Origin of the sequence: Paramuribaculum intestinale (assembly GCF_030759015.1) — a bacterium.
In the GTDB taxonomy this organism is placed as follows: Bacteria; Bacteroidota; Bacteroidia; order Bacteroidales; family Muribaculaceae; genus Paramuribaculum; species Paramuribaculum intestinale.
On sequence record NZ_CP098825.1, the window covers coordinates 1,660,052 to 1,673,304 of the forward strand.

General features: G+C 54.7%; 13 protein-coding genes. 4 read left to right on the top strand and 9 right to left on the bottom strand.

Annotated elements, in window-relative coordinates; genetic code table 11:
- The first annotated feature begins 9 nt into the window (after positions 1-9).
- From prmC to NF347_RS07450, 3 genes are read left to right on the top strand one after another with little or no spacing between them, the layout of a single operon-like run.
- On the top strand, positions 10-864 hold the full coding sequence (prmC, locus tag NF347_RS07440) for a peptide chain release factor N(5)-glutamine methyltransferase (RefSeq protein ID WP_107035288.1): 855 nt from the start codon (positions 10-12) through the stop codon (positions 862-864).
- Complete coding sequence (locus NF347_RS07445; RefSeq protein ID WP_161953386.1) at positions 861-1,364, top strand: regulatory protein RecX; 504 nt, start codon at positions 861-863, stop codon at positions 1,362-1,364. Before prmC ends, NF347_RS07445 begins: the two co-directional genes overlap by 4 nt.
- Positions 1,361-2,068: a ComF family protein gene (locus NF347_RS07450; protein WP_107035289.1), complete on the top strand. Its 708-nt coding sequence runs from the start codon at positions 1,361-1,363 to the stop codon at positions 2,066-2,068. The genes NF347_RS07445 and NF347_RS07450 overlap by 4 nt, the downstream gene beginning before the upstream one ends.
- A gap of 66 nt (positions 2,069-2,134) precedes the next feature.
- On the opposite strand, the gene ypfJ is transcribed toward NF347_RS07450, so the two are convergent.
- The 9 genes from ypfJ to NF347_RS07495 form a co-directional block, all read right to left on the bottom strand.
- Positions 2,135-2,998, bottom strand: a complete 864-nt coding sequence (gene ypfJ / locus NF347_RS07455) for a KPN_02809 family neutral zinc metallopeptidase (RefSeq protein WP_107035290.1) — start codon at positions 2,996-2,998, stop codon at positions 2,135-2,137.
- 109 nt (positions 2,999-3,107) lie between these two features.
- The gene (murI, locus tag NF347_RS07460; RefSeq protein ID WP_107035291.1) at positions 3,108-3,956 is read right to left on the bottom strand and encodes a glutamate racemase; all 849 of its coding nucleotides are present in this window, start codon (positions 3,954-3,956) and stop codon (positions 3,108-3,110) included.
- A gap of 112 nt (positions 3,957-4,068) precedes the next feature.
- Positions 4,069-4,569, bottom strand: coding sequence for an OmpH family outer membrane protein (locus NF347_RS07465; RefSeq protein ID WP_107035292.1), 501 nt, complete (start codon positions 4,567-4,569; stop codon positions 4,069-4,071).
- Positions 4,570-4,625: 56 nt separating this feature from the next.
- On the bottom strand, positions 4,626-5,141 hold the full coding sequence (locus tag NF347_RS07470; protein ID WP_107035293.1) for an OmpH family outer membrane protein: 516 nt from the start codon (positions 5,139-5,141) through the stop codon (positions 4,626-4,628).
- A 100-nt stretch (positions 5,142-5,241) separates the two neighbouring features.
- A complete protein-coding gene (locus NF347_RS07475; protein WP_371131572.1) occupies positions 5,242-7,911 on the bottom strand; it encodes a BamA/OMP85 family outer membrane protein in 2,670 nt (889 codons plus the stop codon).
- Between the two features lie 48 nt (positions 7,912-7,959).
- The gene (locus NF347_RS07480; protein WP_107035294.1) at positions 7,960-8,712 is read right to left on the bottom strand and encodes an isoprenyl transferase; all 753 of its coding nucleotides are present in this window, start codon (positions 8,710-8,712) and stop codon (positions 7,960-7,962) included.
- Positions 8,713-8,741: 29 nt separating this feature from the next.
- A complete protein-coding gene (porG, locus tag NF347_RS07485; RefSeq protein ID WP_107035295.1) occupies positions 8,742-9,401 on the bottom strand; it encodes a type IX secretion system protein PorG in 660 nt (219 codons plus the stop codon).
- 38 nt (positions 9,402-9,439) lie between these two features.
- The gene (locus NF347_RS07490) at positions 9,440-10,879 is read right to left on the bottom strand and encodes a DUF6242 domain-containing protein (protein WP_107035296.1); all 1,440 of its coding nucleotides are present in this window, start codon (positions 10,877-10,879) and stop codon (positions 9,440-9,442) included.
- Between the two features lie 110 nt (positions 10,880-10,989).
- The gene (locus NF347_RS07495) at positions 10,990-11,229 is read right to left on the bottom strand and encodes a hypothetical protein (protein WP_306254105.1); all 240 of its coding nucleotides are present in this window, start codon (positions 11,227-11,229) and stop codon (positions 10,990-10,992) included.
- Positions 11,230-11,299: 70 nt separating this feature from the next.
- Between NF347_RS07495 and NF347_RS07500 the strand changes: the two genes are divergently transcribed.
- Positions 11,300-13,105 carry an IS1634 family transposase gene (locus NF347_RS07500; RefSeq protein ID WP_107681949.1) on the top strand — a complete coding sequence of 602 codons (1,806 nt, stop codon included), beginning with the start codon at positions 11,300-11,302 and terminating at the stop codon, positions 13,103-13,105.
- The last annotated feature ends 148 nt before the right edge of the window (positions 13,106-13,253 follow it).

Below are 13,253 nucleotides of genomic sequence, written 5' to 3' on the forward strand. Positions count from 1 at the left end.
GTCTCCACTATGACACTCGGCCAGAGCATAGCCGAAACCCGCAAGCGCCTGGAGCCTCACTATTCCGACGGTGAGGCCCGGGCGCTCGTCAGAGAGATACTGTTCCGGCTCAAAGGATGGACTCCTGTCGACATAGCCGTCAAGGCCGACGAGCCGGTCAGCGGATTCATACAGTCGAAAATCAGCGAAGCCGTCGACCGGCTGCTGCGCGACGAGCCCGTGCAATACATCTTCCGGCGCGCCACATTCTACGGACTCGACTTCACCGTCACCCCCGACGTGCTCATACCGCGGCCCGAAACGGCCGAACTCGTCGACATCATTGTCGGCGACCACAGCGGTCAGTCCGATCTGCGGGTGGCCGATCTTTGTACCGGATCAGGATGCATAGCCTGCGCTCTCGCACGCAACCTCCCATTCGCGGAAGTCACCGCCATCGACATCTCCGAGCCCGCCATAGCCGTGGCACGCGAAAACGCGTCGCAGCTCAAAGTCGACGTCGACGTGCGACGCGACGACGTGCTCGCGCTCACTCCACCCGAAGCCCCGCTCTACGACATCATCGTCAGCAACCCGCCCTACATCACACAGAGCGAAAAAACGTCGGTCGACGCCAACGTGCTCCTCTACGAACCCCACTCTGCTCTGTTCGTGCCCGACACCGACCCGCTGCTCTTCTACGAAGCGATCGGACTCTATGCCGTCAAAGCGCTCGCACCCCGACACTCGCTATACCTTGAGATCAATCCACTCCACGCCGAAGCGCTTCGCGACATGCTCGCCCGACAGGGATGGCACGACATCGATCTGCGGCGCGACACATCAGGCAAGCTGCGCTTCGCCATAGCCACACGGACCTCATGAACCGACGCACCACATCGCCGCGTCAGGCGCTCGAACGGCTCCGCGACCTCTGCGGCCGATCCGAACACTGCACCGCCGAGATAGCGCGCAAACTCTACACCTGGGGCATAGGATCATCCGACAGCGACAAGATCATACGCCTGCTCAAGCGCGACCGCTATATCGACGACAGGCGATTCACAAGCGCGTTTGTCCGCGACAAATTCATCTTCAACCACTGGGGACGACTCAAAATCCGTGCCGCCCTCGCAGCCAAGCGCATCGACCGCGACATGGCCGACAGCATCATCGACGAGGAGATCTCCCCCGAAGCCTACGAAAACTCCCTGATAGCCCTGCTGCGCACACGTTCGCGTGCCATAAACGCCGATCCGGCCGACTACGACAGCCTGACGCGGCTCATACGGTTTGCCCTGTCGCGCGGCTACGAAAGCGCGGCAGCGATCCGCGCGGTAAAATCCCCCCGGCTGTGGGACGACGACGGCGACAGCCCCCTATGAAACAGTCCATCCGCTCATGGATCGACGATCTGGCTTCCGTGATATTCCCCCGCGTATGCGAAGTCTGCGGCCGGTCGCTGGCACACGGCGAACATATCCTCTGCCTCGAATGCCTCACCGACATGCCACGCACGGGCATCGCCTCCGACGCATTTACACAGATGCACATACGCCTCGCATCACCCGGCCTTCCGGTCGAAAAAGCGGCCTCGTGGTTCTACTACTACCGCGACTCACCCTACGCAAAACTCATACAGCAGGCCAAATACAACGGCCGTCCGCGGCTCGCACGCACACTCGGACGCATGTTTGCCACAGAGATCGCCCCAACAGGATTCTTCGACGGCATCGACGTCATAACGCCCGTGCCGCTGGCCACACTCAAGTTCATCATCCGCGGCTACAATCAGGCCAAGGAAATAGCGCTCGGCATATCCGACGCTACAGGCCTGCCGGTAGAGGAAATGCTCCATGCACGTCGCCACTCCACGCAGACGCGCCGCACGTCATACCAGCGCTGGATCAACACACGCGGCGTCTACACCGTGTCAAAGCATCACACGCCCGACAGCCGTCACATACTGCTCGTCGACGACGTAATGACCACCGGAGCCACAACGCTCAGCTGCCTGACAGCGCTCCACACTGCCTCTCCGGCCGCACGCATAAGCGTGGCCACCCTCGCCCTCGCCCATAAATACTGATCAGCCACATTCCACCCCTTAGCCGCCCTGCTGACTTCTGACCATGATTGCGCACACACGGCACGGTCAGAGCGAAGAATAAGCGGGAGTGAAGGTGTCGCCACCCTCTATAGTCCCGTCGGTCACCCCCTTGCGGAGCCAGCGGCTACGCTGATCCGAAGTGCCGTGATTGAACGATTCAGGCACGGCATAGCCATGAGCGCGCTTCTGCAGATAATCGTCGCCGATTTTCATCGCAGCGTCGAGAGCCTCCTCCAGATCACCCTCCTCAAGCGAGTTGAACCGCTTGTTATCGTTGTGAGCCCACACGCCGGCCAGATAATCGGCCTGAAGCTCCAGACGCACACTGATCTTGTTGGCCTCCGACTTGCTCAGACGGCTCATCTGCTCGTGAGCCTTGCCAAGTATTCCCAACTGATTCTGCACATGATGGCCCACCTCATGGGCTATGACATAAGCAAATGCGAAATCACCGCCCGCACCGATCGTCTGACGCATCTCTTTCAGAAAACTCAGATCGATATACACCGACTCGTCGGCCGAACAATAAAACGGACCGGTCTGCGCCGTCGCGCCACCGCAACCGCTCTGCACCGAACCGTTGAACAGCACCAGTTTGGGAGGCTCATACGTCAGTCCGCGGCGCTGAAACTCTTCGGTCCACACATCCTCCGTTCCGGCAAGAATCGTGCTGACAAACTGCTCCAGCTCCTCATCCTGACTGTCGGGCACATACGCCTGCTGCTGCGAAGTCCCGCCGCCAAGAAGCTGTCCGGCATTGCCCATCACTACCTCAAGCGGATTACCGCCCGATATCCAGGCTATGAGAGCCGCCACTATCACGGCTCCGATGCCACCTGCAGCCACCTTGCCGCCGCTGCGGCGGCGATCCTCGATGTTGCTGCTCTGTCTGCGTCCCGAAAGTTTCATAACGCTGTATATGATTACTTGCATCTCGTTGTTTCAGCTACAGGAATATCACAGCCCTGGCTCAAACAACACGATCTCTTATTAGATAATGCTCAAAAAGCCATAATGTTCAGTCGATATCTACATGAGTGGCTATCACATCCTCGTTGAGAAACACACGACCCAGACCGGTGAACTTTTCAGGATTCTCCGTCGTCAGATACTCGCATGTGCCACCGCGACGGCAGCGTCTCTCCATCTCCGGATGCCGCCCGAGATAATCCTTAAGACTCTCTGCCACGATCTCGCCCTGACACACCACGCGGATTCCTTCGGGAACCCTCCGGCGTATTTTGCCGTAAAGAAGCGGATAATGCGTGCAGGCAAGCACTATCGTGTCGAGCGTCTCATTGCCCTCAAGCAGCCGGCCTACATACTTGTCGACAAAATAATCCGCACCGTCGCCGTCAGCCTCCAGATTCTCCACCAGAGGCACCCACATCGGGCAAGCCTCCGACGTCACCCTGTAGCCCGGATAAAGCTTCTCCACCTCCATGTCATAACTCTGCGAGCTTACCGTCCCGACGGTGCCGAGCACGCCGATATGGCCGGTCTTTGTAAGCCGCCCTATCGATTCCGCCGTAGGACGTATCACCCCGAGCACGCGCCGCGACGGATCTATCTGCGGCAGATCATTCTGCTGTATCGTCCGCAGAGCCTTGGCCGAGGCCGTATTGCACGCCAGGATTACCAGACGGCATCCCCGAGCGAAAAGAAACCTCACCGCCTCAAGTGTGAAACGGTATACGATATCGAACGAACGCGGACCGTAAGGCGCTCTGGCATTGTCGCCCAGATACACGTAGTCATACTGCGGCAGCGCCCGGCGTATCTCCTTGAGTATCGTCAGGCCGCCATAGCCCGAGTCAAACACCCCGATCGGCCCGGAGGCATATCTCTCCTCATTCACAGCATCCATAATGCAAACAATGTGACGTCACCATACAAAAAAACGCTGTGTCACATGATCTGTTGATCACCCTGACACAGCGCCACATTTTTTTCAACCCGGAAGCAAGGCCTTAAAAACCTTACTTCGCTATTCCGAGCTTCTTTTTGACCAGATCGGAGGCGTCGACCACATCGGTGCCTACATACACAGGCTGGGTCACATCGAAGATCATGGTGAAATTGTTCTCCTGACCTACGGCCTTGATAGCATCGGCGATCTTCTGCTGGATCGGAGCAAGCAGCTGCTGCTGCATACGGTCCAGATCCTCCGAAGCGCTCTGCTGGAACTGGCCTATGCGCTGAGACTTCTCCTGAATGTCAGTCATGCGGCGCTGACGGATCGTTTCGGGAGTATTGGCATCCATGTTCTGGAACTCAGTATATACCTTGTTATACTCATCCTGAAGCACTTTGAACTCCGACTGGAATTTGGCGGAAGCGGCCTCCATCTGTGTTTCGGCCTCCTTGGTTTCAGGAAGCTCCGCAAAAATCTGCTGACTGTTGACCACACCGAACTTTGCCTGCGCGGAGGCGATGGCGGGGAGAGCTATCAAGATAGCCACAAAAATTTTCTTAATCATCGTTTATGTTTGAGTCTGTTAAAAATTATCGCTTTCGTTATGCAAAGTTACGAAATTTACTTCGAATATCCTAACTTGGCCAGCACCTCGTTGCTGATATCAATCCGCGGCGAGGCGAATATTATGTCGGCCGACGAGGCACGGTCGAAGATACACTGGAATCCGCGCTCCTCGCTCACCGCCTTCACGGCATTGTAAACCTCGTCCTGAATCGGCTCCATGAGCTTCTGACGAAGCACGAACAGATCGCCCTCCGGACCGAAATACTTCTGGCGCAACTCGGCGGCGGCCTTCTCCTTGGCCGTTATCTCCTTCTCGCGCTTCTGCTTCTGCTCGTCGGTCAGAAACACCATGTTTGACTGATAGTCCTTATACATCTTGTCGGCCTCCTCGGCAAGAACATCCACCTCCTTCTGCCAGCGCAGCGACATCTGGTTGACCTGCTCATTGGCAATCTCGTAGGCAGGTATGTTCTTCAGCACATACTCCATGTCGACCAGAGCGAACTTCTGAGCCATGGCGCCGAGCGCACATCCCACCAGGGATATTGCTATCAATGCTATACGTTTCATATCTCAGTTTTTCCGATTTATATATTATTTAGACACTCACGCGGCCGAATTGTTTAATCGACGGCCACATTCAGTCCCGACACACACATCCGCACCGGCATCAGAACTCCTGACCGAGAATGAAGTGGAAATGACTTCCGCCACGACGGCCGAACACCTTGTCGAAGCCATAGCCCCAGTCGATACCCATCAGACCCACCATCGGAAGGAAGATACGCACGCCCGCACCGGCCGAACGCTTGAGGTTGAACGGCGAGAAGTCCTTCACATTGGTCCATGCATTGCCCGCCTCGAGGAATGTCAGGCCATAGATGGTCGTCGTGGGCTGCAGCATGAACGGGAAGTGGAGTTCCACACCCAGTCGGGCATAAGCGTAGCCGTCATAGCCCCACGGAGTCAGAGCGCCGTTGTCATATCCGCGGAGAGCCACGGTTTCCGTTGCGTAGCTGTACGATCCGCTCATGCCGTCACCGCCCACATAGAATGTCTCGAACGGAGTCTTCAGATACTTGTTGTAGCTGCCCAGCAGACCGAAATCGGCACGGGTCATCATCACCAGAGTCCACTTGCCCGTCGGATTATTGAGCGGAGTGTATGTGCGGCTCTGGAACTTCAGCTTCCAGTACTCGATCCAGCGATACATCTTTTTCTTAGCCTCGGTGGTATTCTCCTCGCTGAGCTGTTTCCAGTCATGCTTGCCGAAGAGCGATGCCGGAGGAGTCATCTGCAGGCTCAGCGAAAACTGCGAGCCGCGGCGGGTGTAAAGCGGACTGTCAATCGAATTGCGGGCCAGGGTCAGACCGAGCACAAGCGAGTTCGACGTACCGTTGTTCATATAGTACAGGTAATCCCAGTTCTTCAGATAATACCACTGATACGACAGCTCGGTGGTGAAGGAAAAATAGTCGTCGGGCCAGTTCAGACGCTTGCCGAAGCCCAGAGTCACGCCGGCCATCTGAAGCACCTTGTTCGGATCATAGGCATTCTCGTAGCTGTACTGATTGTCATAACCGTAGCCATAGTTGCCATATCCGTAGCCATAACCGTAACCGTAAGGATAGCCGTAGCCGTAACCCGAATTATACCAGTTGTTGTTGTAATAAGAGTCGTTCACACCGGTCTGACGCGAGAAATAAGCCGACACCGACAGAGAGTTGGGGCGCTTGCCGCCAAACCACGGATCAAGGAACGACACCGCATACTGCTGATAGTAGCGGGCATTGGTTTGAGCCGAAACGGTGAACGTCTGACCCTCGCCCTGCGGTATTATCCCCTTGTAGCTGCCCGGGTTGAAAAGATTCTTGATCGAGAAGTTGGTGAATTTCAGAGCCACCTTGCCTATCACGCCGGTCTGACCCCAGCCCAGCGAGAACTCTATCTGGTCATTGGCTTTCGACTCAAGCGGCAGGATTATATCCACCGTGCCGTCCTCCTGATTGGGACGGATATCCGGATTCAGATTCTCAGGATTGAAATGACCCGTCTGCGCTATCTCACGTATCGATCTCACGAGGTCATCCTTGCGGAAAAGCTCGCCCGGACGTATGTAAAGCTCGCGGCGCACCACCTTCTCATACAGGCGGTCGTTGCCGTTGATCTCCACACGGTTGATTCGCGCCTGCGGACCCTCCATCATGCGAAGCTCCAGATCGATGGAGTCGCCCCTGACATTCTTCTCGATAGGCACAAGCTGATAGAACAGATAGCCGTTGTTGAGATAATAGTTGGCCACAGCGTCCTCATCGGTCTGCGTGCGCTTCTCCAGCAGTTTCTGGTTGTACACCTCGCCCGGACGTATGTCGAGTATCCGGTTGAGCCTGTCGGTTTCGATCACCGTATTGCCCACCCAGGATATGTCGCTTATATAGTATTTCTGACCCTCCTCGACGTTGATGTGCACGTCGACAGTCTTCTCGTCAAACGGCACGACGCTGTCCGACAATATCTTCGCGTCGCGGTAGCCGAGCTCGTTGTATTTCTCCAGTATGCGGTTGAGGTCATCCTGATAGTCGCTCTCCACAAACTTCTTCTGCTTGAAGAGATTGAGCAGATTGCCATTCTCGTTGGTCTTCTTCATGGCGCTCTTGATCTTCTTGTCCGAAAGCATCTCGTTGCCGTCGATATAGATCTTGTGCACCTTGAGCTTGTCGTGCTTGTCGACGTTGATCTCCACTATCATCTTGTTGGGAGCCGACAGATCCTCGTGAAGCACTATGCTGACCTCGGCATTGCCGAAACCTTTCTCCTTGTAATAAGCCTTTATGATCATGGTGGCGCGGTTCACGATGTTCTGCGTCACCTGATTGCCCTCATAAAGCTGCAGACGCTCCTGAAGGTCGTTCTTCTCGCCCTTTTTCACCCCCTGATACTCGATCTTCGATATCTGGGGCTGCTCGCGCAGATGGATCGTCAGCCAGGCCTTGTCGTCGGCGGTCTTGTCCACCGTGATCTGCACCTTGCTGAACAGACCCTGACGCCACAGACGCTTCATGGCCTGGGTCAGCTCGTCGCCCGGTATCTCTATCCGCTCGCCGGTCTTAAGACCCGAATAGCCTATCACGATGTGATCCTCATAGTTGTCGGCTCCGTCCACACTGATCTCGGCGATCTCGTAGGAGCGCGGCATGCTGTTGAACACCACCGGCGGATTGTACACAGTGTCAGCCGGCTGGCTTACCATGCCTGCGGCCGGCTGACCGGCCATGAGCGCCAGCGCCGCGAAGGCTATGAGATTACGATATATTTGACTCAGCTTGTTCATTATATCCATTGCGTGATTGATATCGGTGATAGTATGTAAATCGTAGTGAACTGTCGTTTATGGTTGTTTTACCTGATCGGAAGTTAGCCCGAAACGCCGCTCGCGTCCGGCAAAGTCGTCGAGAGCGCGCTCGAAGTCGGCCTTGCTGAAGTCGGGCCAGTAGGTAGGGGTGATATAGATTTCTGAATATGCTATCTGCCACAACAGGAAGTTGCTGACACGGCGGTCGCCGCCGGTGCGTATCAGCAGATCCGGATCAGGCATTGAGGCTGTTGTCAGATACCCCGAGACAGTCTGCGGAGTGATCTCCTCAGGCGTCAGAGTGCCCGCGGCCGCGGCCGCGGCCATACGGCGGCACGCCTCGGTGATCTCCCAACGCGACGAATAGCTCAGCGCCAGACACAGCGTCAGCCCGGTGCAGTGGGCCGTATCGGCCATGCACTGCTGCAGACGGGCCATTGCCTCGGCCGGCATACGCTCGAAATCGCCTATCATCGTCAGCCTGACATTGTTCTTGATCAGATCGGGGGTTTCCCGCTCGATGGCCATGACGATCAGATGCATCAGGGCATCCACCTCGGCCTGCGGACGCTGCCAGTTCTCGGTCGAGAAAGCATATAGGGTCAGGTAGCCCACACCGGCCTCAGAAGCGGCCTCGGTGATCTTCCTGACTGTGTTGACACCCTCCACATGACCGGCCGAACGGTCCATGCCGCGTTCGGTGGCCCACCGTCCGTTGCCGTCCATTATTATGGCCACATGCTCCGGTATCCGGCGGTCGGTGGCTGAAGTGTTATGGTGTCTGTTCATGATTGCTTGTGTTTGTTTCTCTGATAAGATCAGTCTATGCGGTGACAGGTTTCGCAGCGCTCGCCAAACTCGTAGCTCACCGACATGCTCAAAGCCCAGTACATGTCAGTGTTCTTCAGCAGCGAACTCTTGATACCGTATGGATCGGCGAGATCACGGCCGTCGAGATTGTCCGTCAGCGTTTTGTTCATCGTCAGCTCCAGTCCGAGATTAAGCCGCTCCGAAGGCTTGTAGCGCACGCCGGCAGCTATCGGAAGTGTCAGAGAGGCGTAGCTGCGCGAGTCAACATTCGACATCACCACGCCCACACCCAGACCCAGATATGGAGTCCAGCGGCGCAGACGCTTGTAGGTCTCACCTATGCCATAAGGGAAAAAATTGAATTCGCCACGCACGGCCAGATCGGCCACTGTCGCCGTAAAACGGTAATCAGCTCCGCCGGGCAGTGCATTGTTCATGTCGGAGGTATTGCCGCTGATACTGTTCACCCCGGCCTGCACCCGGCCCGACCAGCGCGAATTGAAATTGTAGCGGCCGAACAGATCGGCATGGATGCCCGGACGACGGAAAGCGAACTCCTCGTTGGCATCGCCCGTATATCCGCTCATCCCCAGCGAGACGCCGAAATCCCACATATAGCGTGCCTCCTGCGCGCGCAGACCCGTCAGAGCCGACACCGCAAGAGACATTGCCAGTATGTAAAGCCTCGTCCTCCTCACCACACGGCTTATTGTATCGGGAAGAAAGTGAAGTAATTGATATATCCGCGCTTTATAGACGGCGAGAAACCGTCATACGATACTCCGCCGAACAGATATATATACGGACACTCCCAAGAGCTTATCGGCTTGACGGCACGGGAAGCCTCGGGATAAAGAGTCTGGTTCACGACCAGCGCCTGGGCGCCTGTCAGCAGAGGAGCGTTGCTTCCGGGCTGCATATACGCTGGAGCCTCCGCCCAATGCACACCCTGGTCTACCGACATATACACCTTGTCGTTAAGCTGACCGCTGGCATAGTTGCCGCCGAAAGCCAGCAGCACAGGCGAACTGCTCGCCACATACTGGATGTCATGCGTCACATGATAATAAGGTATCATCACCGCACCCTCCACAGGGGGCAGCGACTGAAGCGATACAGCGGCCCATTCACTGCCGTCGTAGGCCCACATGCTGCCCGTGAGCGTGCCGTCGGCCTTCCGGCCGCCAAGCATGGCGAACATCGCCTTGTCGCTCCACTGGGTGGTGAAAGTCATCGGAGCGCTCGCACCCTTGACCGGACAGTCCTCGGCCACCGGCTTCTCTGCCGTCGCCGGATATGTCACATGACTGTAAGAGCCGTCTGCATTCTTCTTGTTGCCGAGCACCGTCGCACCGTAACCGCCATAGATGTAGTCCATCGAAGCACCGGTGTCGCGCCACGTCTTGCCGCCGTCGGCGCTTAGGTAAAGCTTGTGGAGAGCCGTGATATAGAGAATGCCGTCAACCGACGATAACGTGGCCACATCGCTGCCGGACGGAAGTGAGGCCTGCGAGATGCTCCACCGGCGGTCGGCCGGATTGTCGGTCACTGCGATTGTAGCAGAGCGTCCGTCAGAAGCAAGAGTGTAGTATCTGCCGCCCATCTCCACGGTCTTCTGCGCCGCCGGGCTGCCGAGAGTAGTGGGAAGCATGGCGAAATTGGTCACATCCCAATAAAGCGAGTCAGGTTTCTTCTCGTGCACATTGAGTTTCACCACATAGTCGCGCTGCACCTTGCCGTCGGCCGACACTATGCGCACCTTCACGTCATCGTTGCCGAAATACACCGAGTCATTGCTGCTCTCGAAGTAGTTGATCGTCTGCGGTTCACCCTCTTTATCAGTGAAAAGCACCTCAAGCTGGCTGGCCGATTCGACAGTGAGATCTACCGTAACATTGCCCTTCACGGTTCCGGCCGGAAGAGAGTCGGCGTTGAATATCACCCCGTTGTTGAGATCTATCGAAAAAAACAGTGTGTCGGTGTTCTCGGCTATCAGCGGAGCGCTTCCCAGTCCGAAATATTTCACCTCCACATTGCTCAACGTAGTGCTTTCGATCACAGTCACCTCGCTGTCATCGCTATTGCATGATATTACAGACCAACCGGTTAGGACTGCCAATATGATGTGATAAAGTCTTGGCTTCATAAAACTATATTTTTCAACGTGCAAAGTTAACAACATTTTCATTAACTCCGCGACCTTCATAGTTAAAATACGTAATCTCACACACGGCCTCACACCCACGGCACAGGTTATCACACCGGTTCTACACACGGCCTCACATATTCCGCGATTATATTGCCGTCGATCGTTTCGGAGCGTTTCAGCACTCCAGTGGGAGCCGGCATGAGACACCGCCCGTCGCGGCCGAGCCTCACGGGAGATCTCTCCACGCGGGCCTCGTCCCACAGGCCGCTGTCGGCCACCGCCGTCAGAGTCCGCGCTCCACCCGGTAGTTTGACAGTTGCATTTTCATGAATCTTTTTTGCTGGCACGCTTGCACGTGTCAAATTTTATTACTATCTTTGTAGCACCGTGTAGCAATCAACGGCAGGGCGGCATAATATGAAGCTGAAAATAACCAAGACAAAAAAGACTTCCATCCTTTATGTACAGAAGGCATACAGGGACAAGAACGGCAAAAGTACCTCAAGAATCCATGAGCGCCTTGGAACGCTTGAGGAAGTTCGTCAGAGATGCGGAGACAGAGATCCTGTTGAATGGGCCAGGGAATATATCGCCAGGCTTACGGCACAGGAGAAGGAGGGCCGGCAGGTGATAATATCACGTCTGTCGCCCACAAAGCTTATTGAAAAAGGCGAGGCTCAGAGTTGCGAGAGCGGATATCTGTTTCTTAAACGGCTGTACCATAAGGTCGGGATGGACAGGATATGCGAGGCAATCTCACGTAAACATAAGTTCGACTTCGATTTCAACAAAGTTCTGGAGCTGATGGTCTACGAACGGCTTTTGAGACCGGCTTCAAAACTAGGTAATTATCGCAGGAGCGGAAGCTATATCGAGCCTTTTGATATAGAAAAACAGCATATCTACAGGAGTCTGGATATCCTGGACAGACACGGTGAATACATCCAGAAGAGACTTTTCCTTAATTCGTCAAAGGTTGTCGAACGGGATACGACCGTCATGTACTATGACTGCACCAACTATTTTTTCGAGAGAGAATCTGCCGATCCGGACTATGTGACAGACAAAAAAGGGAACGTTCATGAACGTATACGCAAGTACGGAGTCTCCAAGGAACATCGACCGAACCCCATCGTACAGATGGGTATGTTCATCGACAACTCCGGCATGCCGGTTGCGATGTGCATCAATCCCGGCAATGCCAACGAACAGACTACCTTGATTCCAACTGAAAAGATTATAGTTGAGAAGATGGGGGTCAGCAAGATTGTAGTCTGTACAGACGGAGGTCTCTCTTCTGAAGGCAACCGGTCATATAACTCCACAGCAGAAAGATCATTCATAACGGTGCAGTCAATAAAGAAACTGGAGGATAATCTCAGGGACTGGTGTCTGGAACCGACAGGATGGAAACTTGTAAAGTCCGACACGGTACAAAAAGACAAGCGGTACCGGGATGCAGACGAGGATGAACTGGAGTTTGACCTGACTGATGCCGATACTGCCCGTTATTACGGAGACCGCACTTTTTATCGCGAGCGTTGGATTGTCAATGAAAAGACAAAGTTCTCTCAAAGATTGATTGTGACATTTTCATACAAATACCGCGACTACCTCCGATTCCTGCGTCAACGCGAGATTGACAAGGCTGACAGCAATGCACGTGGAAACAGGACATTGACCAAATCTTATAAGAGCCCTGACAGGTTCCTTTCCGAGACCTACGCCACAGAAGACGGCGAGGTTGCGGTATTCAGAACCGTCTCCCTGAATCTTGACGCCATATCAGAAGAAGAAAAATATGACGGCTTCTATGCGATATGTACGGATCTGTCTGACAATGTGACGAAAATCATCGAACTGAACCATAACCGCTGGGAGTCGGAGGATGCCTTCAGGGTCATCAAGACTGACTTCAAGGGTCGACCCGTCTTCGTCTGGACGGCGGAACACATAAGGGCCCACTTCATTGTCTGCTTTATCACACTACTGCTCTTCAGAATAATGGAAAAGGAACTGAACTATAAATACACATCCTCCGCTATAATTGAGAAACTACGGTCAATGACTATGAACATAGTCAAGGGAGAAGGCTACAAGCCTAACTTCACACGGGATGATCTTACCGATGACCTACATGCCAAAGCCGGCTTCAGACTCGACACCGAGATTGTTACTCGTCAGAAAATCAAACAGATTATTGCTAATATTAAAAAAGGTTAAATATAGATAACCCCATTCCAGTGCTACATATATAGACCCTTTTGCACATGGCTTCACGCCAATGTACAAAAGGGTTTGCTCGTTTTTGGACTGTAAAAGATGGGAAGTTAACAACATTTTCATTAACTCCGCGACCTTCATAGTTAAA

Coding starts and splice junctions, on each gene's coding strand:
- NF347_RS07480 (WP_107035294.1), bottom strand. CDS start 8,712: ATGAACAGACACCATAACACTTCAGCCACCGACCGCCGGATACCGGAG.
- NF347_RS07450 (WP_107035289.1), top strand. CDS start 1,361: ATGAAACAGTCCATCCGCTCATGGATCGACGATCTGGCTTCCGTGATA.
- porG (WP_107035295.1), bottom strand. CDS start 9,401: ATGTCTCTTGCGGTGTCGGCTCTGACGGGTCTGCGCGCGCAGGAGGCA.
- ypfJ (WP_107035290.1), bottom strand. CDS start 2,998: ATGAAACTTTCGGGACGCAGACAGAGCAGCAACATCGAGGATCGCCGC.
- murI (WP_107035291.1), bottom strand. CDS start 3,956: ATGGATGCTGTGAATGAGGAGAGATATGCCTCCGGGCCGATCGGGGTG.
- NF347_RS07445 (WP_161953386.1), top strand. CDS start 861: ATGAACCGACGCACCACATCGCCGCGTCAGGCGCTCGAACGGCTCCGC.
- NF347_RS07470 (WP_107035293.1), bottom strand. CDS start 5,141: ATGAAACGTATAGCATTGATAGCAATATCCCTGGTGGGATGTGCGCTC.
- NF347_RS07500 (WP_107681949.1), top strand. CDS start 11,300: ATGAAGCTGAAAATAACCAAGACAAAAAAGACTTCCATCCTTTATGTA.
- NF347_RS07475 (WP_371131572.1), bottom strand. CDS start 7,911: ATGGATATAATGAACAAGCTGAGTCAAATATATCGTAATCTCATAGCC.
- NF347_RS07465 (WP_107035292.1), bottom strand. CDS start 4,569: ATGATTAAGAAAATTTTTGTGGCTATCTTGATAGCTCTCCCCGCCATC.
- NF347_RS07490 (WP_107035296.1), bottom strand. CDS start 10,879: ATGAAGCCAAGACTTTATCACATCATATTGGCAGTCCTAACCGGTTGG.
- prmC (WP_107035288.1), top strand. CDS start 10: ATGACACTCGGCCAGAGCATAGCCGAAACCCGCAAGCGCCTGGAGCCT.